General features: G+C 64.5%; 24 protein-coding genes. 11 read left to right on the forward strand and 13 right to left on the reverse strand.

All coding sequences use genetic code 11. The features are described 5' to 3' along the window. Window positions 1–93: 93 nt before the first annotated feature. Window positions 94–1,164 carry an isocitrate/isopropylmalate dehydrogenase family protein gene (locus tag ACODR6_RS06735; protein ID WP_489021725.1) on the forward strand — a complete coding sequence of 357 codons (1,071 nt, stop codon included), beginning with the start codon at window positions 94–96 and terminating at the stop codon, window positions 1,162–1,164. Between the two features lie 3 nt (window positions 1,165–1,167). Here the strand turns inward: ACODR6_RS06735 and ACODR6_RS06740 are convergent, their stop codons facing one another. From ACODR6_RS06740 to ACODR6_RS06785, 10 genes are all read right to left on the reverse strand, one after another. Beyond that, window positions 1,168–1,719, reverse strand: a complete 552-nt coding sequence (locus tag ACODR6_RS06740) for a chromate transporter (RefSeq protein WP_203430526.1) — start codon at window positions 1,717–1,719, stop codon at window positions 1,168–1,170. Further along, entirely contained in the window at window positions 1,720–2,280 is a 561-nt protein-coding gene (locus tag ACODR6_RS06745) for a chromate transporter (protein ID WP_203430527.1), read from the reverse strand. It abuts the gene before it with no gap. Between the two features lie 87 nt (window positions 2,281–2,367). Continuing rightward, window positions 2,368–3,123: a 3-oxoacyl-ACP reductase FabG gene (locus ACODR6_RS06750; protein WP_199628321.1), complete on the reverse strand. Its 756-nt coding sequence runs from the start codon at window positions 3,121–3,123 to the stop codon at window positions 2,368–2,370. 12 nt (window positions 3,124–3,135) lie between these two features. Continuing rightward, the gene (locus ACODR6_RS06755; protein WP_489021728.1) at window positions 3,136–4,506 is read right to left on the reverse strand and encodes an MmgE/PrpD family protein; all 1,371 of its coding nucleotides are present in this window, start codon (window positions 4,504–4,506) and stop codon (window positions 3,136–3,138) included. Further along, window positions 4,503–5,999, reverse strand: coding sequence for a tripartite tricarboxylate transporter permease (locus ACODR6_RS06760; RefSeq protein ID WP_203430530.1), 1,497 nt, complete (start codon window positions 5,997–5,999; stop codon window positions 4,503–4,505). The genes ACODR6_RS06755 and ACODR6_RS06760 overlap by 4 nt, the downstream gene beginning before the upstream one ends. Beyond that, window positions 5,999–6,496 (reverse strand): tripartite tricarboxylate transporter TctB family protein, encoded by a 498-nt coding sequence (locus tag ACODR6_RS06765; RefSeq protein WP_203430531.1) that lies wholly within the window; start codon window positions 6,494–6,496, stop codon window positions 5,999–6,001. Before ACODR6_RS06765 ends, ACODR6_RS06760 begins: the two co-directional genes overlap by 1 nt. Before the next feature lie 71 nt (window positions 6,497–6,567). Beyond that, window positions 6,568–7,536 carry a tripartite tricarboxylate transporter substrate binding protein gene (locus ACODR6_RS06770; protein WP_489021731.1) on the reverse strand — a complete coding sequence of 323 codons (969 nt, stop codon included), beginning with the start codon at window positions 7,534–7,536 and terminating at the stop codon, window positions 6,568–6,570. Window positions 7,537–7,594: 58 nt separating this feature from the next. Continuing rightward, on the reverse strand, window positions 7,595–9,028 hold the full coding sequence (locus ACODR6_RS06775) for an MmgE/PrpD family protein (RefSeq protein WP_489021733.1): 1,434 nt from the start codon (window positions 9,026–9,028) through the stop codon (window positions 7,595–7,597). Between the two features lie 18 nt (window positions 9,029–9,046). Further along, the gene (locus ACODR6_RS06780; protein ID WP_449098305.1) at window positions 9,047–9,718 is read right to left on the reverse strand and encodes an FCD domain-containing protein; all 672 of its coding nucleotides are present in this window, start codon (window positions 9,716–9,718) and stop codon (window positions 9,047–9,049) included. A gap of 150 nt (window positions 9,719–9,868) precedes the next feature. Beyond that, window positions 9,869–10,507, reverse strand: a complete 639-nt coding sequence (locus tag ACODR6_RS06785; protein ID WP_489021735.1) for an IMPACT family protein — start codon at window positions 10,505–10,507, stop codon at window positions 9,869–9,871. Between the two features lie 93 nt (window positions 10,508–10,600). Between ACODR6_RS06785 and ACODR6_RS06790 the strand changes: the two genes are divergently transcribed. The 4 genes from ACODR6_RS06790 (at window position 10,601) to nadC (ending at window position 14,930) form a co-directional block, all read left to right on the forward strand. After that, window positions 10,601–11,497: an NUDIX hydrolase gene (locus ACODR6_RS06790; RefSeq protein WP_489021737.1), complete on the forward strand. Its 897-nt coding sequence runs from the start codon at window positions 10,601–10,603 to the stop codon at window positions 11,495–11,497. A gap of 67 nt (window positions 11,498–11,564) precedes the next feature. Next, window positions 11,565–12,536 carry a quinolinate synthase NadA gene (gene nadA / locus ACODR6_RS06795; protein WP_489021739.1) on the forward strand — a complete coding sequence of 324 codons (972 nt, stop codon included), beginning with the start codon at window positions 11,565–11,567 and terminating at the stop codon, window positions 12,534–12,536. Then, window positions 12,533–14,071, forward strand: a complete 1,539-nt coding sequence (locus tag ACODR6_RS06800) for an L-aspartate oxidase (RefSeq protein ID WP_489021741.1) — start codon at window positions 12,533–12,535, stop codon at window positions 14,069–14,071. The genes nadA and ACODR6_RS06800 overlap by 4 nt, the downstream gene beginning before the upstream one ends. A 1-nt stretch (window position 14,072) precedes the next feature. After that, window positions 14,073–14,930 carry a carboxylating nicotinate-nucleotide diphosphorylase gene (nadC, locus tag ACODR6_RS06805; protein ID WP_489021743.1) on the forward strand — a complete coding sequence of 286 codons (858 nt, stop codon included), beginning with the start codon at window positions 14,073–14,075 and terminating at the stop codon, window positions 14,928–14,930. Between the two features lies 1 nt (window position 14,931). On the opposite strand, the gene ACODR6_RS06810 is transcribed toward nadC, so the two are convergent. From ACODR6_RS06810 to ACODR6_RS06820, 3 genes are read right to left on the reverse strand one after another with little or no spacing between them, the layout of a single operon-like run. Continuing rightward, the gene (locus ACODR6_RS06810) at window positions 14,932–15,570 is read right to left on the reverse strand and encodes an Isoquinoline 1-oxidoreductase subunit (protein WP_489021745.1); all 639 of its coding nucleotides are present in this window, start codon (window positions 15,568–15,570) and stop codon (window positions 14,932–14,934) included. Between the two features lies 1 nt (window position 15,571). Continuing rightward, entirely contained in the window at window positions 15,572–17,728 is a 2,157-nt protein-coding gene (locus ACODR6_RS06815) for a xanthine dehydrogenase family protein molybdopterin-binding subunit (RefSeq protein WP_489021747.1), read from the reverse strand. Between the two features lie 4 nt (window positions 17,729–17,732). Then, the gene (locus tag ACODR6_RS06820) at window positions 17,733–18,188 is read right to left on the reverse strand and encodes a (2Fe-2S)-binding protein (protein WP_489021749.1); all 456 of its coding nucleotides are present in this window, start codon (window positions 18,186–18,188) and stop codon (window positions 17,733–17,735) included. A 282-nt stretch (window positions 18,189–18,470) separates the two neighbouring features. On the opposite strand from ACODR6_RS06820, the gene ACODR6_RS06825 reads away from it, so the two are divergent. The 6 genes from ACODR6_RS06825 (at window position 18,471) to ACODR6_RS06850 (ending at window position 21,741) form a co-directional block, all read left to right on the forward strand. Next, complete coding sequence (locus ACODR6_RS06825; RefSeq protein ID WP_489021751.1) at window positions 18,471–19,313, forward strand: alpha/beta fold hydrolase; 843 nt, start codon at window positions 18,471–18,473, stop codon at window positions 19,311–19,313. Window positions 19,314–19,515: 202 nt separating this feature from the next. Then, window positions 19,516–19,668, forward strand: a complete 153-nt coding sequence (locus tag ACODR6_RS06830; protein ID WP_489021753.1) for a hypothetical protein — start codon at window positions 19,516–19,518, stop codon at window positions 19,666–19,668. Window positions 19,669–19,699: 31 nt separating this feature from the next. Continuing rightward, window positions 19,700–19,933, forward strand: a complete 234-nt coding sequence (gene rpsU, locus ACODR6_RS06835) for a 30S ribosomal protein S21 (RefSeq protein WP_112711239.1) — start codon at window positions 19,700–19,702, stop codon at window positions 19,931–19,933. A gap of 56 nt (window positions 19,934–19,989) precedes the next feature. Next, window positions 19,990–20,184, forward strand: coding sequence for a hypothetical protein (locus ACODR6_RS06840; RefSeq protein WP_112711238.1), 195 nt, complete (start codon window positions 19,990–19,992; stop codon window positions 20,182–20,184). 158 nt (window positions 20,185–20,342) lie between these two features. Beyond that, window positions 20,343–20,489: a DUF1127 domain-containing protein gene (locus ACODR6_RS06845; protein ID WP_112711237.1), complete on the forward strand. Its 147-nt coding sequence runs from the start codon at window positions 20,343–20,345 to the stop codon at window positions 20,487–20,489. A 229-nt stretch (window positions 20,490–20,718) separates the two neighbouring features. Beyond that, on the forward strand, window positions 20,719–21,741 hold the full coding sequence (locus ACODR6_RS06850) for an LLM class flavin-dependent oxidoreductase (protein WP_489021757.1): 1,023 nt from the start codon (window positions 20,719–20,721) through the stop codon (window positions 21,739–21,741). Window positions 21,742–21,798: the final 57 nt, after the last annotated feature.

The raw sequence follows: 21,798 nt of genomic DNA on the forward strand, positions 1-21,798 counted from the left end.
GCCCTGCGTCAGTACCCGAGTGTTCGTCCTGAAAATTGTTGACAATCTACAATTTGAAACGCAAGGTCGCCCCGGCAACGAGGGAGGCATTGCATGGAAAGTCATCTGGTCATCGGTATTCTCAATGGAGACGATATCGGCCACGAAATCGTGCCGGCGGCGGTGGATGTCGTGAAGGCGGCGGCAGAAAAGACCGGACTGAAGATCGACTGGCGGCCGATGTCGATCGGGCGGACGGCGCTCGATACGCATGGCTCGACCTTCCCCGAGGGGACGATGGAGACGCTCGCCAGGATGGATGGCTTCATCCTGGGGCCGATCGGCCATCAGGCCTATCCGAAAGTGCCGGGCGCCATCAATCCGCATCCGATCATGCGCAAGGGTTTCAATCTCTTCGCCAATGTCCGCCCCACGAAGTCTTTTCCCGGGCTCGGCGCCATCTATGACGATATCGATCTGGTGATCGTCCGCGAGAATAACGAGGGCTTCCAGCCGGACCGGAATGTCGTGGCCGGTTCCGGCGAATTCCGCCCGACGGAGGAGATGACGATTTCGGTGCGCGTCATCACCCGGCTTGGCTCCTCGCGCGTGGCGCGAGCCGCCTTCGAAATCGCCCGTCAGCGCAAGAAGCGGTTGACGGTCGTGCACAAGAACACCGTCTTCAAGCTTGGCTGCGGCATGTTCGTCGAGGAATGCCATAGGGTTGCCAAGGAATTTCCTGATGTGACGGTCGATGAGGTCATCGTCGATACCATGGCGATGCGCCTGATCCGCGATCCGCAGAGCTTCGACGTCATCGTCACCACCAATATGTTCGGCGATATCCTGACCGATGAAGCGGCGGGTCTGGTCGGCGGTCTCGGCATGGCGCCCGGCCTCTGCATCGGCGAGGGCAATCTCGCGATGGCGCAGGCAACGCATGGCTCGGCACCCGACATCGCCGGCAAGGGCATCGCCAATCCCTTCGCGATGATCGAGTCCGCGAGGATGATGATCGAGTGGCTGGGGCATAATCGCGGCATCCCGCAGGCGGTCGAGGCAGGGGCGATCATGGAAAGGGCGATTGCCAGAGCGCTCGCCAATCCCGAGACCCGCACGCGCGACATCCGCGGTACTGCCGGCACGGACGGGATGACGCGCGGCATCATCGCGGCACTCGGCTAGCGGTCAGAAACCGGTCAGCTGCGGCCAGTAATGGGCAAGGGCCGCAGCCGTTCCGCCAAGCGCGAGAACGGCGACCACCGGCATTTTCGGTTTCCAGTAGAGCAGGCCGCAGGAGAGTGCGGCAATGACAAGCGCCAGCGCGCCGCCTTCGGCCACCCTAAACAGCGAGATGACACCGGCGATGATCAGGCCGGTGCCGATCGGCGCCAGCCCCTCGCGCATAGCGCGGTGCCACTCCTTGTCACGATGGGTATTGGTCAGCCGGAAGACGGCGTAGCAGAGCAGCGACGAGGGCAGGAACAGCGCCAGCGAAGCGATCAGCGCGCCGAGCCAGCCGGAGACCTTCCAGCCGATCACGGTGGCGAGCATCGTGCCCGGGCCGGGCGCTGCCCGCGACACGCCGAAAAGATGCAGAAATTCCGCCTGCGTCAGCCAGCCATGCACAGTGACCGTCTCGTTCTGCAGCCCGGCGATGATCGCCGCGCCACCGCCGATCGAGGTCAGCGAGAACGGGATGAAGACGAGGGCGAGGCCGATGAGGGGATTGTCGCGCATCTACTGCCTCTTCCAGGCCAGCGCGATGCTGAAGGGCGCAATGGCGAAAACGACGGGGATCAGCGGCCATTCGAGCACGCCGACCAGAAAGGCCGTCAGCGCGATGACGATGGCGGCCGGCGGAAAACGGATCGCCCGGCGGCTTCCCTGGATGCAGGTCAACAGCAGAAGGCCGATCGCGGCGAAGGCGATGCCGTTGAAGACGACGGGTAGCAGTTCGTAACCCGCCAGCAGATCGAAGAGCTTGTAGAGGCCGATCACCGCGAAGAACGGGCCGACGAGAAAGCCGGTGAAACAGGCGATGGAGCCCAGCGGGCCGCGGAGCTGTTCGCCGAGGCAGATGACGAGATTGACGACATTGGCGCCGGGCAGCATCTGCGAGATCGCCAGGCTGGTCGAGAAATCCTCGTCGCTGACGAGCTCCTTGCGCAGGACGAATTCCTGGTAGAGCCATCCGGAAAGACCGCCGCCGAAGCTCAATATCCCGACCTTGAAGCAGAGAAGGAAAAGGGCGGCGAGGCTCGGCCGGTCCGCCGGCCGCAGGGATTCCGGTACAGACATCCTACGGGTCCATCATGCGCTTGAGCCCCGGCGGCGATGCGCCGGGGAACGTTGTTCAGACTGTTTCCGCGAGTCGCGGGCGATCGGTCAAGGCAGGAAGGCGCCGCCGTTGATATGCAGCGTCTGGCCGGTGGTGAAACGCGCCTGCATGCTGGCGAGATAGGCAACGGCTGCCGCCACCTCTTCCGGCGTGCCGCGCCGTCCGACCAGCGTGCGCGTCGTCTTGTGATGGGCCGGATCGCCCGCCTTGGTGTGCTCGCGATTGGTCTCGATCATCCCCGGCGAGACAAGGTTGACGGTGATGCCGTCAGGGCTGAGTTCCTGAGCCAACGCCTTGGTCATGCCATCGAGACCGGCCTTCGCCGAGACGACGTGGACGCGGTTGACCGCACCGGTATAAGCGGTGAGGCCGCCGATATTGATGATCGCGCCGCTGCCGCCCGCCCGCAGATGCGGGATCGCCGCCCGGCTCATCAGGAAGGCGCCGTCGAGCGTCACGCTGATCACGTCCCGCCAATCCTTGTAGGACAGTTCCTCGACCGGCGCTTCGCGGCGGATCGCGGCATTGTTGACGAGAATGTCCAAGCGGCCGAGCGCCGAGGCGGCTTCGGAGACCAGCCTTGCGGCATCCGCCTCGCTCGCGACATCGCCCATCAGCACCTTGGCCTTGACGCCGAAAGCCTCGACCTCGCGCGCGACCGCTTCCGCGGCCTCCCTGTCGGAGCGGGCGACGATGGCGATCGAGGCGCCGGCCTCGGCGAGCGCCAGTGCGATGGCGCGGCCGATATTGCGGGAGGCGCCGGTCACCAGTGCGGCGCGGCCCTTGAGACCGAGATCAGTCATGATGCCCTCCGTTCACAGCCGCGCTACCGACAGATCGACAGCGCCGCCATCGGCGATGCGGCCGAGTGCCGAACGAAGTGCATCGATCCGCTCGCCGGTCAAGCCGCCGAAGGCGAGGTTCGCCTCGAACTTCGCCTGCAATTCGGCATCCGGCAACGGCTCATGCGCGCCGCCGCGCATATGCGGCTGGCGGAACTCGCGGATGCTGCCGTCCTTCAGGACGGCCTTGACGTGGCCGGTATAGCCGCGCGGATAGGGATCGTTGGGGTCGATCTCGTAGGAAACCTTGGCGGCAAGCGCGCGCAGGGCGGGATCCTTGACGCGTTCGTCGGTGAACTGCCCGAGCCCGGCCTGGCCATCCGTGAAGCCGACGGCGATGCAATAGGGCGTCGAGAACTTGCCGGCATAGCCGTTCGGCGGCTGATGTTTCTTGGCAAGCGGCTCCCAGAGGCGATGGACGGTGCCTTCGCCGACATTGCAAGTGATCGAGACGATATCGTCGGCGGCAACGCCTGATTTGGCGAGCTTGATGGCGCAGTCGATGAAGGGCTGGGTCATCGTTCCGCAGGCATAGGGCTTGAAGGCCAGCGTCTCCAGCACCCAGCTCTCGCCGAGACCATCGAGGAGCGGCGCAAAATCGGGCGTCTTCGACGGAGCGAAGGCTTTGTACATGCCATTGGTGCCGTCGAAGACGGTGAGCGGTCCGGTAAAGCCGCCTTCGGCGAGCAGTGCGGCGCGCAGACCCGCCTGGGCGGCGGCACCCGCATGAAGGCGTTTCGTCGAGCTGCCGTCGGCGAGATATTCGATGATCCCGGATGCGAGGCTGCCGGAGATGCCGAGCGCCCGGGCAATGGTTTCCGCATCCTGTCCAAGCGCGGCGCCGACGGCTGCTGCCGCTGCCGGTGCGCCGAAGATCGCCGTCGGATGGAAGCTTGCCTTGTGGGTCGCCTGCGGCGCCACGAGGCTCATGCGGCACATGAGTTCGGTGCCGACGGCAATGCCGCGCATCACCGCTTCGCCGTCGAGCTTGCGCTGTTCTGCGATCGCCAGCACGGCCGAGACGATGACCGCACCCGCGTGGATCGGCCCGCCTTCGAACGTGTCGTCATAGTCCTCGCCATGGGCGGCGGTGCCGTTGACCAGGGCCGCATCGTAGAGGCCGAGCTTTCGGGCATGGCCGAAGGCGGTGCAATCGCCTTCATCCGCAGCGCTGCCGAGGGCCGCCTTGACGTAATCGGTATCACGGGCGGCGACTGCGAGCGCGACGATATCGAAGATCAGCTGGCGGCAGGTGGTGCGCGCTGCTGCCGGGGGCACTGCACTCGCGGCAAATGCCGCGAGCGTGGTTGCGACCGGTGCCGGTTTCGAGACGGCAACATTCATGAATGAGCTTCCTTCAGCTTGGCCTTGCGCGCGTCGCGAACTTCGCGGGCGAGGGAGAAGACGATAAAGATGAGGGCGAGCGTCAGCAGGCCCAGCGCGATCGGATCCTGCAGGAAGATCATCAGGTCGCCGCCGGACAGAACCAGCGAGCGCCGGTAGCTGGATTCGACCATGTGGCCGAGGACGACGCCGAGGATCATCGGCAGAACCGGGAAGCGCGTCAGGCGCATCAGGTAGCCCACCAGGCCGAGCCCGAGGGCGATGCCGAGGTCGAAGAGGCTGTTGTTCAGCGTGTAGATGCCGGACAGGATCAGCGCGAAGATGAAGCCGGAGCGGTACTGCCGCGGACGGTTCACCAGCCAGATGCAGGCGGGCAGGATGATGATGCCGATGCCGATCTGGGCGATGATGGCGATGAACGAGCCGACATAGATGCTGTCGATGACCTGGGCGCTCTGTTCGAACAGGCGCGGTCCCGGGATCAGGCCGTGCATCAGCAGGCCGCCGAGCAGAACCGCCGTGGAGTTCGAGCTCGGAATGCCGAAGCTGAGCAGCGGGATCATCGCCGTGCTTGCCACGGTGTTGTTGGCTGCTTCAGGAGCGGCGACGCCTTCTTCGGAACCCTTGCCGAAGAGCTGCGGGGTCTTCGACCAGCGGCGGGCTTCGTTATAGGACATGAAGGCTGCGATCGAGCCGCCGCCGCCGGGCGTCAGGCCCTCGAACAGGCCGAGGATGCAGCCGATGAACTGCGAGCGCTTCAGCTTGTTCATCATCGACAGGCTCGGCAGCTTGATGCGGATGCTGGCATTGAGCCGGCTCATGCCTGCCGAACCGGACTGGCTCATCAGCTCGGTCAGCGCGAAGAGGCCGACCATGACGAGAACCGGCTCGATACCGCCGAGAAGATCCGGGATATCGAAGGTGAAGCGGGTGACGCCCGAGATCGGGTCGGTGCCGACGGTGGAAAGCATCAGGCCGATCGTCGCGGCCGCCAGTCCCTTGATCAGCGAGCCGCCGCTCATCGAGGCGATGACGCTGAGGCCGAGGATGCCGAGGCCGAAATAGGATGCGGGCGTGAAGGCGAGCGCCAGCCACGAAAGCGGCTCGGTCAGAAGAACCAGCATTGCCAGGCCGAACAGCGAGCCGACGACGCCGGACATCAGCGAGATGCCGAGCGCTTCGCCGGCGCGACCCTGGCGGTTCATCTCGTAGCCGTCGATGACGGTCGCGGCGGACGAATTGGTGCCGGGGGTGCGGATCAGGATCGCCGGGATCGAGCCGCCGTATTCGGCGCCGATATAGACGCAGGCCAGCAGCGCGATCGCCTGTGCCGGGTCCATCGTGTAGGTGAACGGCAGAACGAGCGCCATGGTGATCGAAGCGGAAATGCCGGGAAGGGCGCCGCCGAGAATGCCCCAGGTGAGGCCGGCGATGGCGACGAAGAAGATCGGCGTTTCAGTCAAGAGATGGATGATGTCCCAGAAGGTCGCCATCAGAATAGTCCTTGGAAGAGCGAGCCCATCGGCTGGTTGACGCCGAGTAGCTTCACGAAGATGGCCCAATAGAGAATGCCGCCGCCGATCGCGGCCGCCGGGATGACCCAGGTGCGCGGCGATCCCTCGTAAAGGGCGATGCCGGCGATCAGCAGGGCTGTCGCAATCGGATAGCCGACGAAGGGCAGCAGGGCGACGTAAGCGGCGCCGAAGAGCAGGAAACCGATGGCGCGCGGAAGCTTGGCGTTTTCATCCGCCTCTTCGTCGTCGGCATTGCCCGGTGCAGCCGCGGCCGTTGCCGGCTTCATGCGAGCCGAAAGCAGCGTGCGGACGATCAGGCAGACGGCGAGAATGGCGAGGATGGCAGCCAGAACCTTCGGCAGGCCGCCGGCACCGATCTCGTCGGAGAGCGTGCTGTCGGCGATCTGCGTGGTCCAGGTGTAATAGGTGCCGGCGACGGCCAGAAGCACGACGCCGCTGAGAAGATCTTTGTTCATGAGATTATCCTCATGGAGAAGCAGGGGGCTCCGGAACCGCGGGCCGCGCGGTTCCGGCATGTCGCGGCCGGTTACTTGATCGCGCCGGTCGATTTCAGGAAGTCTTCGGTGGTGGTTGCGAAGGTGTTGACGAAATCGGGATATTCCTTGTGGCCGATCGGCTTGGCGACGAGCACTTCTTCGGAATAGGCCTTCTTGTAATCCGGGTCTTCGAGCAGCTTCTTGACGGCTTCGTCCCAGATCGCAGCAGTCTCATCCGGAATGCCCTTCGGGCCCGCGAGGCCGCGGAACTTCACGAGCGAGACGTCGTAGCCGAGTTCCTTGACTGTCGGGACATCAGGCTTGTCGGCGATGCGCTCCGGATTGAAGGTCGCGAGAAGCACGATCTTGCCGGCGTCGAGCTGCGAGCGCAGTTCCTGGATTTCGCCGATGCCGATGTCGAGCGTGCCGTTCAGCACATTGAGCATCATGTCGCCGCCGCCTTCATGGGTGACGATCGCCGGCGTGACGCCCGCGGCGCGCTTCAGCTGTTCGGCAGCCTGGCGTTCCAGCGAGGCCGGGTTCGCAGCGCCCCAGCGGCCACGCTCGTTCTTGGCGTGATCGATGACATCCTTCAGCGACTTGTTGGGGCCGTCGGCGCGGGTGAAGATCACTTCGCTGTCGAGGAAGAAGTTCACGAGCGGCTGCATGTCCTTGTAGGTCGACTGCGGCTTGCTCATCAGCGAGGTGTAGATATAGGTCGGCGTCGTCGCGTAGAAGACGCTGCCATCGGCAGGGGCCGCGGCGACACGCGCCATGGCCTTTGCGCCGCTGCCGCCCTGGACGTTTTCGACGACGAAGGTGGCGTTGATGTACTTGCCGAGATATTTCGACATCTCGCGAAGGAAGACGTCGCTGCCGCCGCCCGGGCTCGAATGCGTCACCAGGGTGACGACCTTGACCGGATAGGCCGCCGGCTCTGCGAGAGCCGGCGTTGCGGACAGCAGTGCCAGAGCGGCAAGCCCGGAAACTGCTGTTCCAATCATCTTGATCATGCTCATTTCTCTCTCCCACTAGTTCACCGCCTCTCCCAGGGCGGTGTTGCCTCAAAAAATCAGATCATTCCGCAGCAAGGCCCCCGGCGGCTGCGCTGTCACCGCTGATCAGCGCCATCAGGCGCTTGATGTCGGCGCCCTTGTCGATGCCGCGGACCAGGCGGAGCAGTTCGGCCTGGTTGCTCTCGCTGATGACGCCCTCGGCGCACATCAGGAACTTGGCGTCCAGATCGGTATCGTTGATCGGGTTGGACGGGCCGCCGCGATAGCGCTCGTCTGCCCATTGCACGAGAGTGCGGCCGTCCTTGGTGGCGACCTCGATGCGCGAGCGGATCTTGTCGTAGCCCTGCGCGTCGATCTCAAGATCGTTGATGACTTCTGTGCGCGCCTGCAGATCCTGCATCGCCTCTCCGGCGACGAAGGCATCCTCGAACTCATGATGGCTGGCGCGGCGGCAAAGCGCGATCATGGCGAGCAGCGCCGGCATCGAGAACTTCGCCTGCAGATGGTTCCTGGCGATCGGATAGCGGATCGGCTCGATGATGTTCTTGCCGGCGAAGAAGCGGATGCGGTCGATCTCTCCCGGCTTCAGGTCGTGATCGAGCACCAGCTTCAGCATCGCGTCCATCGACTGATGGGTGAGGATGCCCGACGGATAGGGCTTGATGCTGACGCCGGGGCTGACGATCGTCAGCGGCGACGCAAAGCCCTGCTTGGCCTTTTCTTCGTCGAAGCCTTCGCCCATGACCGAGAAGAAGCCCCAGGTGCCGTCAAGTGCCGCCGGATCGGCTTCGAAGCCGCGGGCGGCGAGAAGCGCGGCAGTGATGCCGTTTTCGCAGGCACGGCCGACATGCAGCGGCTTGGTCATCGTGCCGAAATTGACGCGGATGCCGGCGGCGAAGCTGGCGGCGAGGCCGAGCGTATGGGCGAGCTGCGCGCCCTTGAGACCGAGCAGCTTGGCGGCAGCAGCAGCGGCGCCGAAGGTGCCGACGGTGCCGCTCGTGTGGTGGCCGCGGCGGTAGTGGCGCGGCTTCATCCATTCGGAAATCTTGCACTCGACCTCGAAGCCGACCTGGAAGGCCAGCATGATGTCGCGGCCGTCGACATTGCCAAGCTCGCTGGCAACGATCAGCGCAGCCGTCAGCGGCGGCACGGAAGGATGGGTCAGCAGGCCGTAAACATGGGCCGGATCATGCGAAACCTGCGTGTCGTCCCAGTCATGCGCGTGACCCGACGTGCCCCAGACGCGACCGGCGATCGCGGCCGGAACCTTCTTCGTGCCCGCGCCCGGCAGTGAAGCATCGCCGCGGCCGCCCTGGGCCAGCGCGTCCTCGATCAGGATACGGACGGAGGATTCCTGGCTGCCTGCGAGATAGAGGCCAACCGTATCGACCATGCAGCGGCGGCCGATGGCAAGGGCTTCCTCGGGCAGGTCGGCATAGGTCGTCTGCTCGATGAAACGGATGGCCTGAGCCGTGATGTCGGATATGCTGGTCACGCGTGGTGTCTCCCTGTTTTACTTATGTGTCGCGACCGTCGCCATCAGCCGGAGCCGGGCGGAGTCGACATGTCTGGTATGAGCCGCCAGCGCCCTTTGCGGGTCGCGGGCGATCACCGCCGTCGCCATCTCGTGATGTTCGAGATGCGAGGCATGCAAGGAATCGCCGAGCATCAGGTTGCGGGCGCGGTAGAGCCGCAGCTGCTTGACAAGGCCGAGATATTGCTGGGCAAGCGTCGGGTTTCCGGCGTTGCGGACGATGAATTCGTGGAAGGCGAAATTGAGCTTCACATAGGCTTCGAAATCGTCGGCCGCGACCGCCTTGTCCATGTCGGCGATGAAGGTCTTGACCCGGCCGATGCCTTCGTCGGTGATGCGCTCGGCCAGCAGCTTTCCGGCAAGGCCGAACAGTGCGGCACGGACTTCATAGACGTCGCAGGCCTGCTCGGCGCTGAGTTCGCGGACGAAGAAACCGCGGTTCGGCACCTGCTCGACGAGGCCGGAAGAATCCATCGAGCGCAGTGCCTCGCGGATCGGGCCGCGGCTGATGCCGAAGCGCAGCGCCAGTTCCTTCTCGTTGATCCGGTCGCCGGGACCGAACTCACCGCTCAGGATGACGCGCTCGATCTCCTGCTCCAGCACCATGGGCAGGGACTGCGACCGCAAGATCTCGACAGCGCTCAGAACCATTCAACTCTCCTCTTGAGGCAAGACTTCACATGCAGAATGTAAATTGTCAACAATTTAATGTTGATCAAATCGGCGGCCTGTGGATGGGTCGTGGTAGTGCAGCCAGGGAGGAGGGATGGAAATAAGGGTGCGGCAGAGCCGCGCTCGCCGCTACTCGGCGGCGTTACCGTCGAGCTTCAGTGTGGAGCGTCCGCGGGTCATATTGGTGATCAGCAGAGCGGCGTCTTCGGCGTGCTTCTCGATGATATCGAGCGTCAGCCAGCAGCCTTCGTGGTCGAACTGCTCGGCCATGACGCGGGCCATGCCTGCCGATGTCAGCTTGGCGCGGACGATCTCCAGATCCTGAAAGCTCAGGTGAACGGTCCCGCCGATGGAGGCGACGGTTTCCTCAAGCTCGGCCTCGCGCAGGCAGGCGGCCGCCGTGCCGCCATAGGCGCGAACCAGGCCGCCCGCGCCGAGCAGCACGCCACCGAACCAGCGGGTGACGATGACGAGTGTCTTGTCGAGCTGGCGACCTTCCATGGCCTGGAAGATCGGCTTTCCAGCGGTGCCCGAGGGCTCGCCGTCATCGCTGAAGCGATAGATGTTGCCGACGCGCCAGGCGTAGCAATTGTGATTGGCGGAAGGGTCGGAGTGCTCCGCGAGTGCCGTCTTTACCGCCGCTTCGCTGTCGACAGGAACGGCGATCGCCAGAAACCGGCTCTTCTTGACCGTCTGCTCAAGGCTGATCTGGTTTTTAAGGACGAACATCTGCGGCGGCGGACCCGGCTGGTTGGTGTGATGCCTCATAGCGCAAAGCCGCGGCCGCCTCCAGCGCCTGTTGGCGAAGTGGCGCGGCTGTGCCAAAAGGATCGAAGTGCCGGATAGCTGAGGGGAATCAACGTGACGATCGGGCTTGCCCATGCCGAACTCATGGCTGTCGTGACGGCCGTGACCGGTGACGAGCCGCGCGTCATGACCGTCCGCTCCGGCGAAGCGCTGCCCTCCGGCCCCTTCGAGCTCGGGCATCGTACGCTGCAGAGCGGGCTGCGCGAATGGATCCGGGAGCAGACGGGCCATCCGATCGGCTACCTCGAGCAGCTCTATACATTCGCCGACCGCGACCGGAACAACGACATCCTGGGCGGCCGGACCATCTCGATCAGCTATCTCGGTCTGGTGCGCGAACAGGAGGCGCCGGGCGCGGGGCGGCCTGCCTGGCATGGATGGTACGAGTACCTGCCCTGGGAGGATCATCGTCAGGGCGCTCCCGAGGTGCTGGGCGAGGTCATCGAGAAGCTGCGGCTGTGGGCCGATGCCGATCCGGCGAGGCGTCGCGAGCGCCACAAGCGCGCCGACTTCACCTTCGGTCTCGATGGTGGCGGCTGGAACGAGGATCTGACGCTGCAGCGCTATGAGATGCTCTACGAAGCAAGACTGGTGGCCGAGGCCGGTGGCGGCGACAATTTCGGTCGCCCGATGTTTGCCGATCACCGGCGCATCCTGGCGACCGGTGTTGCCCGCCTGCGCGCCAAGATCAAATATCGCCCTGTCGTTTTCGAGCTGATGCCGGAGAGCTTCACGCTGCTGCAGCTGCAGCGCGCCGTCGAGGCGCTGGCGGGGCTCGGATTGCACAAGCAGAATTTCCGCCGTCTGATCGAACAGCAGGAGCTGGTCGAGGAAACCGGCGGCGTGACCAGCGAGACCGGCGGGCGGCCCGCCAAGCTCTTCCGCTTCCGCGAAACCGTGGTCGAAGAGCGCGCCCTCTCCGGATCGAAACTGCCTCTCTCCCGCAATTGACATATGCTCAATGTGAGAATATCTATTTGCTCCGTAAATGCTCAAATTGAGCATAAAGGAGACCGCCATGAACCGCCCCGTATCAGCTGCGTCCCTCTATGATCGCGTCAGCCGCGTCATCCCCAAGGCCGAATGGATGTCGTTCGAAGACGATGTCGACGCCATCCTCGAACTGAAGCGCAAGCGCAACGCCGTCATCCTGGCGCATAACTACCAGACGCCGGAAATCTTCCACGGCGTCGCCGATATCGTCGGCGACAGCTTGGCGCTGGCGCGCAAGGCGATCGATGTCGATGCCGACGTGATCGTGCTTGCCGGGGTGCATTTCATGGCCGAGACGGCGAAGCTCCTCAATCCCGCCAAGACGGTGCTGATCCCCGATATGGGCGCCGGCTGTTCGCTGGCGGACTCGATCACGCCTGAGGATGTCGCGCTTCTGCGCCAGGCGCATCCGGGCGTCCCCGTCATTACCTATGTGAACACTTCGGCGGCGGTGAAGGCCGCTTCCGATATCTGCTGCACCTCGGGCAATGCCAAGCAGGTGGTGGAATCTCTTGGCGTGCCGAGGGTGCTGATGATCCCGGACGAGTATCTGGCCCGCAACGTTGCGCGCGAGACCAATGTCGAGATCATCGCCTGGCACGGCCATTGCGAGGTCCACGAGCTGTTTTCGGCGGATGACGTCAGGCAGCTGCGGGAAAACCATCCGGGTGTAACCGTTCTCGCCCATCCCGAATGCCCGCCGGATGTCGTCGCGGAAGCGGATTTCGCCGGGTCGACGGCTGTCATGTCGGACTATGTCGGCGCGAGGAAGCCGGCGCGCGTCGTGCTGCTCACCGAATGCTCGATGAGCGACAACGTCGCCGTCCATCACCCGGATGTCGAGTTCATCCGCCCCTGCAATCTCTGCCCGCATATGAAGCGGATCACGCTCTCCAACATCCGCACGGCGCTGGAAGAAAACCGCCACGAAGTCACCGTTGACGAGAGCGTGGCGGCTGCCGCCCGTCTCGCCGTTGAGAGGATGCTGGCGATATGAGCGAGATCCTCACTCACCTGGCTGGACGTCCGGTCATTGTCGGCAGCGGGCTTGCCGGCCTGATCGCGGCGCTGACGCTCTCCCCCGCGCCCTCCGTCGTCGTTACCCGCAGCGCGCTTGGCGCCGAGACTTCGAGCGCCTGGGCGCAGGGCGGCATCGCCGCGGCGCTGGGTACCGATGACAACGTCGACCTGCATCTTGCCGATACGCTCGCCGCGGGCGACGGCCTCTGTGATGCCGGAGCGGCCGAAAGCATCGTCGCCGACGCGGCCGGTACGATCGCTGCGCTGCAACGCTTCGGTGTCCGGTTCGATCATGATGGAGCAGGCGCCCTGGCGCTCGGCCTGGAAGCAGCGCATTCGCGCCGCCGTATCGTTCATGCGGAAGGCGATGGCTCGGGTGCGGCGATTATCCGGGCGCTTGCCGCTGCGGCGCTCGCCGATCCCGCGATCAAGGTCATCGAGGGCGCCGAGGCGCGGCGGCTGATCATGGCGGATGGCGCGGTCTGCGGCCTGCTTTGCGCCGGTGCGGGCGGCGATTTCGTGTTGCCGACTTCGCGGGTGCTGCTGGCGACTGGGGGCATTGGCGGTCTCTATGAGGCGACGACCAACCCGGCCGGCAATTTCGGTCAGGGCATTGCGCTTGCGGCCCGCGCCGGCGCCGCGCTCGCCGATATGGAATTCGTGCAGTTTCATCCGACCGCGCTCGACAGCCGCCGCCGGCCGCTGGCGCTGGTCAGCGAAGCCGTGCGCGGCGAGGGCGCCGAGCTGATCAACGAACGGGGCGAGCGGTTCATGGCCGATGTCGCAGGCGCCGAGCTTGCGCCGCGCGATATCGTCGCTCGAGCCATCAGCGCCGAGATCGCCCGCGGCGGCCGCGTCTTCCTTGATGCCCGCCGCGCTCTCGGCACCGGCTTTGCTTCCCGCTTCCCGGTAATTGCCGAGCTCTGCCAGGAGGCGGGCGTCGATCCCGGCCTGCAGCCGATCCCCGTGCGCCCGGCGGTGCACTATCATATGGGCGGCGTTGCCACCGATCTCGACGGCCGCAGCAGCGTTCCGGGCCTGTGGGTCGCGGGCGAGGCGGCATCGACCGGCCTGCACGGCGCCAATCGCCTAGCAAGTAACTCGCTGCTCGAAGCCGCCGTCATGGGCATGCGGGCGGCCCGCAGCATCGCGGGATCCGATCCCGGCAGCACCCTCGCGCCGATCCCCGCCATGCCGGGACCGTCGAGCACCGCGCTCGTCCGCCCAATCGTCTCGCGCCATCTCGGCGTGCTCCGCAATGCCGGAGCGATGCATGGCGCGATCGCCGCCCTTCTGCCTCTGGCGGAAGAGGCGGGGCCGGCTTCGGATCCAGCCGTCGTCGCGCTGGCGATCGCGGTCTTCGCAAGCCTGCGCAACGAGTCGCGCGGCGCGCATGCGCGGACTGATTTCCCGCTCAAACATCCGGCCGCCAGACGGCGGACGATGACGTTGGCGCAGGTTCTGGAAAGCGCCCACGCCGCCACATCCCAGGATTTTGCAAGGAGTGCCTGACATGACCCCTGTTTCCCTGCCGCGCGTCATCGTCGAGCCGATCGTGCGCAATGCGCTTGCCGAGGATCTCGGGCTTGCCGGAGATATCACCTCGGCCGCCGTCATCCCGGGCGATCATCGCTCGACCGTCGTCATGGCCGCGCGGCAACCCGGCGTGATTGCCGGTCTCGATGCGGCCGAACTCGCCTTCCAGCTCGTGGATCCCGCCATCACCATGACCAGGCATATCAGCGATGGCGCTGCCGTCGAGGCCGGAGGGGTGGTCGCGACGATCAAGGGCCCATCGCGGGCGCTGCTGACCGGCGAGCGCACCGCCCTCAACTTTCTCAGCCATCTCTCGGGCATTGCCACCGTCACCGCATCGATTGCGCGCGCGATTGCCGGAACCAATGCGTCGGTCGCCTGCACGCGCAAGACCACGCCGGGGCTTCGGGCACTGGAGAAATACGCCGTCCGCGCCGGCGGCGGCATGAACCATCGTTTCGCCCTGCACGACGCGATCCTGATCAAGGACAACCACATCGCTATCGCCGGTGGCACGCGCGAGGCGCTGCGCCGCGCCAAGGCGGCGGCGGGTCACATGGTCAAGATCGAGATCGAGGTCGATACGCTCAGCCAGCTGCGCGAGGTGATGGAGGAGGGCGTCGATGCCGTGCTCCTCGACAATATGGGGCCGGAACAGCTGCGCGAAGCCGTCGGCATCGTGGGTGGGCGGGCGATCACGGAAGCCTCCGGCCGCATAACGCCGGAGACGGCCGCCGCCATCGCCGCATCTGGCGTCGATCTCATCTCCGTCGGCTGGATCACCCACAGCGCCCCGATCCTCGATATCGGCCTGGATTTCCGCTCGGAAGCCTAAGCTAAGACGGACACTCGGCGCCGGTATCCACCCAGGCGGCGATCAGCGCCGCAAAAGCTTCCTGTGATCCCGGAGGGGCGGTGCGGCCATCGCCCGGATGCCAGGCCCAGCCGACGAGATGATCCTCGCCCATGTGCCGGATCAGATCAGCATGCGAGCGGTTGCCGTTACGGCTGGTATCCTTCACCTGCTCGCAGATCTGGCCGACGGTCAGGCCCTGCCAAGCCATGCTGGCGGGCGCTAGCTGCCAATGAGCATTGCCGGGGATCGATTTCAGCTTGCTTCCGACGATCGGGCGGTTCTCCGCGCCATGGCAGGTGGTGCACGCAAGCCCTGCGGGGCCATGCGAGGTCTTTGCGGCGATCATCAGCGGCACATGCGGATGCATGTCCTCGCCCTGCGTCGGGCTGCGGGTTGCCGGATGGCAGTTGATACAGCGCGGATGGGTCATCACCCGGCTCGCCTCCTCGAAGATCGCCTTGGATCGCGCGGCCTTGTCGGGGATCGTTTCGAAATCGGCGACGGTCTTCAGCGCCCCGTTCGTTGCCGTCTCGGCGTAGGTTTTAATGGCGCCGGTTCCGGCCAGTGTGGTGCCGAAGGCGATGAGGGCGGCGAATGACAAGGTGGTCAGCGGTCTCATCTCACACCCTCCTCAATCCGCCCTGGTCGATCGGCAGCGAGCGCAGCCGTTTCCCGGTGGCGGCAAAGATCGCGTTGAAGAGCGAAGGCGCGACCCCTGGCGTGCCGACTTCGCCGATGCCACCCGGAGTTTCCGAACTCGGGACGATATGCACCTCGATCTTCGGCGTCTCGTGGATGCGCAGCACGGGAGAGTCGTCGAAATTGCCCTCGACGACGGCACCATTCAGAACCGTGATGCGGCCGTAGAGTGCCGCGCTCAGCCCATAGACGATACCGCTCTGGATCTGCGCTTCGACGGTATCCGGATTGATCACCTGGCCGCAATCGACGGCGCAGATGATGCGCTCGGTCTTGAACGCGCCGTCGTCGGCGACGCTGACTTCCGAGATCATCGCCGAGAAGCTGCCGAAATCTTCCGAGAGCGCGATGCCGCGGCCTTTTCCCTTGGGTGGTGCGTTGGTCCAGCCCGCCTTTTCGGCCGCTAGATTGAGCGCTGCAAGCAGGCGCGGCTTATGCCCGAGCAGGCGCCGGCGGTATTCCAGCGGGTCGATCCCGGCGATATGGGCGAGTTCATCGATGCCGCCTTCGATCGGCGGGATGTTGCGCGTCGCGCCGACGCCTCGCCAGTTCCCGGTCAGCATGCCATCCGGTGCCTCGTGGCGCGCGAAGTCGGTATATTTGTTCGGAATGGCATAGGGCGTTTCCGCGCCGCCCATCTGGTCGAGGTCGATCCCGTCGCGGGTGAAGGCCGGAAGCCAGCGGGCCATGACGGAGGGACCGATGACGCGATGGCGCCAGGAGACCGGCATGCCGTCCGGCCCGAGCGTGGCGGTGACCTTGCTGTAATTGAGATACCGGTAGCAGTCGTGGCGGATATCTTCCTCCCGGCTCCATGTGACCTTCACCGGGCCGTCGACCTGCTTGGCGATCTTGGCAGCAAGAATGACGCCATCGACATCCAGCCGGCGGCCGAAACCGCCGCCGAGCAGATGATTGTGAACGACGACCTTCTCCACCGGCAGGCCGGTGACCTCGGCTACCGCCTGTCGCGTACGCCCCATCACTTGCGTCCCGACCCAGACCTCGCAGCCATCCTTGCGGACATCGAGCGTGCAGTTCATCGGTTCCATCGCCGTATGCGTCAGGATCGGCAGCCGGTAGATGAATTCGTGCACCGGACCATGCTCGGCTTCCGCCTTGGCGACATCGCCTTCCTTGATATGGGCAAGCGCTTCGCCGGAGATCGCGGCATCCATCCGCTGTTCCAGATCGGCGAGAGACACGCTGGCGCTTGGCCCTGCATCCCACTCAATCGACAAGGCGGCAAGGCCCTTGCGCGCCGCGCCGGTATTGTCGGCGATCACCGCGACGGCCTCTTCGGTGCGCACCACCTGCTTCACGCCTTTGACGGCAAGTGTCGGCGCATCGTCTACGCTCTTGAGCTTGCCGTTGAAGTGCGGACAGATGGCGATTGCCGCATAGGAGACGCCATCCGGCCTGGCGTCGATGCCGAATTTCGCGGTGCCGTTGATCTTCTCCGGGCTGTCGAGGCGGCGTACCGCCTTGCCGATGACAGTGAAGCTAGAGGCCGGTTTGAGCGGCACATCCTGCGGCACCGGTTGCAAGGCAGAATCGCCAATCAGGTCGCCATAAGGGACGCTGCGGCCGGTCGCTTTGTGCAGGACTTGCCCATTTCTGGCTTCGCAGCTTTCCGGATCGACACCCCAGCCGCTGGCGGCGGCATTGACCAGCATGATGCGGGCCGTAGCACCCGCCTTGCGCATCTGATCGTAGACCGCGCGGACCGCCAGCGAGCCGCCGGTGATCTGGTCGCCGAGAAGCGGGTTCGCGTATTTCTCGGGATCCGCCGGTGCATGCTCGAGAACGGTCTGGTCGAGGCTCACTTCGAGCTCTTCGGCGAGCAGCATGGCGACCGCCGTATAGATGCCCTGACCCATCTCGACCGAAGGCATGATCAGCGCGATCTTGCCTTCCGCCGGGATACGGATGAAGGCGTTCGGCTGCAGCGGCAACGGCGGCGCGTCGGCTGCGAGCGAAGGCCTGACGCCGATCAGCAGGCCCGATGCCGTCAGCGAGGCGCCGATCAGGAAATGGCGGCGCGAGAGAGCGGGATTGATCTTGTCGAGGAGAGACATCGCATCACGCCTCCGCCGCCAGCTTGATCGCCGCGCGGATGCGCGGATAGGTGCCGCATCGACAGATATTGCCGGCCATGACGGCGTCTATATCGTCATCGGTCGGCTTCGGATTGGCGGCAAGCAGCGCCGTTGCCGACATGATCTGCCCGGACTGACAGTAGCCGCATTGCACGACATCGATATCGAGCCAGGCTTTCTGGATCCGGGCGCCAGCCTCGGTGCCGCCGATCGCCTCGATCGTCGTCACCTGCTTGCTGGCAGCCTCCGCCACCGGCATGACGCAGGAGCGCATCGGCACGCCATCCACATGAACGGTGCAGGCGCCACACATGGCGATGCCGCAGCCGAACTTCGTGCCGGTCAGGCCTATCGTGTCACGCAGAACCCATAAAAGCGGAATGTCACCATCGACATCAACGGCATATGTCTTGCCGTTGACCATAAGATCGTAGGTCATGTGAGCTTCGGCTGAAAGCCGCCCCCAACGAACATTCAGTGACGCGAAAGGTAGAGGAGGGGCGCTTGTACGGCAAGTAATCGAGATGGGCTAATCCGGATGGTGCAGGTCTGCGACCGTACCAGCAATGGCTGCAGTGGGCATCTTGATCTCCTGAGGTCCATCACTAAAGATGCCGCGCGCTGACCCGGCGACACGAGCCGTCTTTTTCCGGTCAGCCCGCCTATCCGCTTGGCTTGCCCTTTAAACAATTCAACCCCAAACGATAAGAGGACGACCAATATGACCGAGCATTTCGTCACCACCAAAGATGGCGTGCAGATCTTCTACAAGGACTGGGGCCCGAAGGACGCCCAGCCGATCATGTTCCATCACGGCTGGCCGCTTTCGGCCGATGACTGGGACAATCAGATGCTGTTCTTCGTGCAGCGCGGCTACCGCGTCATCGCCCATGACCGCCGCGGCCATGGCCGCTCTTCGCAGGTGAGCGAAGGTCATGACATGGATCATTACGCCGCTGACGCCTCTGCCGTCGTCGAGCATCTCGATCTCAAGAACTCCGTCCATATCGGCCATTCCACCGGGGGTGGGCAGGTTGCGCGCTATGTCGCCAAGTTCGGCGAGCCGCAGGGCCGCGTTGCCAAGGCCGTGCTGGTCAGCGCCGTTCCGCCGCTGATGCTGAAGACCCCGGCCAATCCGGGCGGTCTGCCGCTCGAAGTCTTCGACGGCCTGCGCAAGGCACTTGCCGATAACCGCGCGCAGTTCTTCCTCGATGTCCCGACCGGCCCGTTCTACGGCTATAACCGTTCGGGTGCCGCGATCTCCGAAGGCGTGATCCGCAACTGGTGGCGCCAGGGCATGATGGGCAGCGCCAAGGCTCACTACGAGGGCATCAAGGCTTTCTCGGAAACCGACCAGACCGAAGACCTGAAGAATATTTCGGTACCGACGCTGGTGCTGCATGGCGACGACGACCAGATCGTGCCGATCGGCGCTTCCGCGCATGAATCGATCAAGCTTCTGAAGAACGGTACGCTGAAGGTCTACGAGGGCTATCCGCACGGCATGCTGACTACCCATGCAGACGTTCTGAACGCCGACCTGCTCGCCTTCATCAAGGGCTGATCGCATCCGGTCCAAACCTCCGTCGCGGCCCGGGCTGCGGCGGAGGTTCATCGAGCGCGCCTTGCAAACTGGCGCCCGTCTCCCTATCTTTTCGTCATCACTCACATACTAACCCAAGGCATCGCCGGCGCTTAGCGCCGGCCGCCTGGCGTTTTGCGCCGGCTGGTGCCGGATGCCGCCCTCAGGCGGCCAAGGATGACATTTGAACAAGACGAATACCGCGATTGCGCCTGCCGCGGCAGCGCCGCGCGAGCGCGACGAGGCCGTGAAGCGGCCCGACAAGAACTGGAAGCCCTATCCCTGCCTGCTGACGCGCCGGGAGCTGAAGGCGATCATCGCCAGGCAGCTGGGCTGAGACATCAACCGCCAACGATAAGGAGAACACCATGCAGGTCATTGTCAGAGACAACAATGTGGAACAGGCAATCCGCGTCCTCAAGAAAAAGATGCAGAAGGAAGGCCTGTTTCGCGAGATGAAGGAACGCCGCGCCTACGAGAAGCCGTCCGAACGGCGGGTGCGCGAGCGGGCGCAGGCCGTCGCCCGCGTGCGCAAGGCGGCGAGGAAGAAGCTGCAGCGCGAAGGGCTGTTGCCCACGAAGCGCCGCGCTTCGGCACGGTAACGATCCAGGGGCCGCCGGCAGATGCGCCGGCGGCCGGGACATGAAAGGGTTGTGCGATGGAAGAACTGTTCAGCATGAATGTCTCGGATGAGAGGCTCGAGGACTGCCGCGAGGTGGTGGAGCCGGATCTCCAGGATTTGATCCGCTCGACGATTGCCTCCGGCTTTAGCGCCGAAGAGGTGCTGATCGCGATCAGCGAGCTCGTTGCCGAGGACTTCGCCCTCGTGGTGAAGACGCCGAGTGTCCATTAGTTGCCCGCCATATGGGCAAGCTATGCAATTTACGCATTGCTGATTGGATGTCTTTGCGCTGCAAATCGGAGGCGGCTCATATTATATACATCTCATCGAAGCGAACGGAGCGCCGATTGGGGCAGCAGGGTTCGCAAAGCCCAAGGAAGGGGACTAAGATGAACATTGCACGCTCTTTCAATAACTGGCGCAAGTACCGTCAGACCGTCGCTGAACTCGGCCGCATGTCGAACCGCGAACTCAGCGACCTCGGCATCGGCCGCAGCGAGATCCAGTCGGTCGCACGCGCTGCTTCCGGCCGCTAAACGGCCGGCGAAAGCCGAATAAAATCCCATACGAAACGCCGGTTCATGCGAGCCGGCGTTTTTGTTTTGGGCGCATGGGAGCGTCCCGCTTGGCGCATAGCGGGACTGCGCTGCAAGCAACACGCATTTTCCGGTGCCGTGGCGACACTCTGTTCAATCCGCCGCGGCTATACCGGGCGGCGCTCCCGTGCGAAGAAGCCGGCAACGAAACATTGCAATTGGTGACACCATGAAAAAGATTGGCTTTCTCTCCTTCGGCCACTGGTCGCCCTCTCCGCAATCGCAGACCCGCTCGGCCGGCGATACGCTGCTGCAGTCGATCGATCTCGCCGTTGCCGCTGAAGAGCTCGGCGCCGATGGCGCCTATTTCCGTGTCCATCACTTCGCGCGCCAGCTGGCTTCGCCTTTCCCGCTGCTCGCAGCCGTCGGCGCCAGGACGAAGAGCATCGAGATCGGCACGGCCGTTATCGACATGCGCTATGAGAACCCGCTCTATATGGCGGAAGATGCCGGTTCGGCCGATCTGATCGCCGGCGGTCGCCTGCAGCTCGGCATCAGCCGCGGTTCGCCGGAGCAGGTGATCGATGGCTATCGCTATTTCGGCTACGCGCCCGCCGAGGGCGAGAGCGACGCCGATATGGGCCGCCGCCATACCGAAGTCTTCCTCGATGTGCTCAGGGGCGAAGGCTTTGCCGAGCCCAATCCGCGGCCGATGTTTCCGAACCCGCCCGGCAAGCTGCGCCTCGAGCCGCATTCGGAAGGTCTGCGCGAGCGCATCTGGTGGGGATCGAGCTCGAATGCGACCTCCGTCTGGGCAGCCAAGCTCGGCATGAACCTGCAGAGCTCGACGCTGAAGACAGATGAGAGCGGCAAGCCCTTCCATGTCCAGCAGGCCGAGCAGATCCGCATCTATCGCGAGGCCTGGAAGGAAGCCGGTCACGCACGCGAGCCGCGCGTCTCCGTCAGCCGCAGCATCTTCGCGCTGATGAACGATACGGACCGCGCCTATTTCGGCGCAAGCGGCCAGAGTCAGGACCAGATCGGCTATATCGACCCGCAGACCCAGGCAATCTTCGGCCGCTCCTATGCCGCAGAGCCCGACAAGCTGATCGAACAGCTGCGCAAGGACGAGGCGATCGCCGAGGCCGACACGCTGCTGCTCACCGTCCCGAACCAGCTCGGCGTCGCCTACAACGCGCATGTGATCGAGAGCATCCTGAAGCATGTCGCGCCGGCGCTCGGCTGGCGGTAATCGGGAAATCGTGCGCGGCCGATGTTGCGACAATGTTTCTGCGTGACATCGGGCGGT

The organism is Rhizobium sp. FG96 (genome assembly GCF_057808655.1).

Excerpts from the sequence above, each read along its gene's own strand:
- ACODR6_RS06735 (WP_489021725.1), top strand. The coding sequence starts at position 94 with ATGGAAAGTCATCTGGTCATCGGTATTCTCAATGGAGACGATATCGGC.
- ACODR6_RS06740 (WP_203430526.1), bottom strand. The coding sequence starts at position 1,719 with ATGCGCGACAATCCCCTCATCGGCCTCGCCCTCGTCTTCATCCCGTTC.
- ACODR6_RS06745 (WP_203430527.1), bottom strand. The coding sequence starts at position 2,280 with ATGTCTGTACCGGAATCCCTGCGGCCGGCGGACCGGCCGAGCCTCGCC.
- ACODR6_RS06750 (WP_199628321.1), bottom strand. The coding sequence starts at position 3,123 with ATGACTGATCTCGGTCTCAAGGGCCGCGCCGCACTGGTGACCGGCGCC.
- ACODR6_RS06755 (WP_489021728.1), bottom strand. The coding sequence starts at position 4,506 with ATGAATGTTGCCGTCTCGAAACCGGCACCGGTCGCAACCACGCTCGCG.
- ACODR6_RS06760 (WP_203430530.1), bottom strand. The coding sequence starts at position 5,999 with ATGGCGACCTTCTGGGACATCATCCATCTCTTGACTGAAACGCCGATC.
- ACODR6_RS06765 (WP_203430531.1), bottom strand. The coding sequence starts at position 6,496 with ATGAACAAAGATCTTCTCAGCGGCGTCGTGCTTCTGGCCGTCGCCGGC.
- ACODR6_RS06770 (WP_489021731.1), bottom strand. The coding sequence starts at position 7,536 with ATGAGCATGATCAAGATGATTGGAACAGCAGTTTCCGGGCTTGCCGCT.
- ACODR6_RS06780 (WP_449098305.1), bottom strand. The coding sequence starts at position 9,718 with ATGGTTCTGAGCGCTGTCGAGATCTTGCGGTCGCAGTCCCTGCCCATG.
- ACODR6_RS06785 (WP_489021735.1), bottom strand. The coding sequence starts at position 10,507 with ATGAGGCATCACACCAACCAGCCGGGTCCGCCGCCGCAGATGTTCGTC.
- nadA (WP_489021739.1), top strand. The coding sequence starts at position 11,565 with ATGAACCGCCCCGTATCAGCTGCGTCCCTCTATGATCGCGTCAGCCGC.
- ACODR6_RS06800 (WP_489021741.1), top strand. The coding sequence starts at position 12,533 with ATGAGCGAGATCCTCACTCACCTGGCTGGACGTCCGGTCATTGTCGGC.
- nadC (WP_489021743.1), top strand. The coding sequence starts at position 14,073 with ATGACCCCTGTTTCCCTGCCGCGCGTCATCGTCGAGCCGATCGTGCGC.
- ACODR6_RS06810 (WP_489021745.1), bottom strand. The coding sequence starts at position 15,570 with ATGAGACCGCTGACCACCTTGTCATTCGCCGCCCTCATCGCCTTCGGC.
- ACODR6_RS06815 (WP_489021747.1), bottom strand. The coding sequence starts at position 17,728 with ATGTCTCTCCTCGACAAGATCAATCCCGCTCTCTCGCGCCGCCATTTC.
- ACODR6_RS06820 (WP_489021749.1), bottom strand. The coding sequence starts at position 18,188 with ATGACCTACGATCTTATGGTCAACGGCAAGACATATGCCGTTGATGTC.
- ACODR6_RS06825 (WP_489021751.1), top strand. The coding sequence starts at position 18,471 with ATGACCGAGCATTTCGTCACCACCAAAGATGGCGTGCAGATCTTCTAC.
- rpsU (WP_112711239.1), top strand. The coding sequence starts at position 19,700 with ATGCAGGTCATTGTCAGAGACAACAATGTGGAACAGGCAATCCGCGTC.
- ACODR6_RS06840 (WP_112711238.1), top strand. The coding sequence starts at position 19,990 with ATGGAAGAACTGTTCAGCATGAATGTCTCGGATGAGAGGCTCGAGGAC.
- ACODR6_RS06845 (WP_112711237.1), top strand. The coding sequence starts at position 20,343 with ATGAACATTGCACGCTCTTTCAATAACTGGCGCAAGTACCGTCAGACC.
- ACODR6_RS06850 (WP_489021757.1), top strand. The coding sequence starts at position 20,719 with ATGAAAAAGATTGGCTTTCTCTCCTTCGGCCACTGGTCGCCCTCTCCG.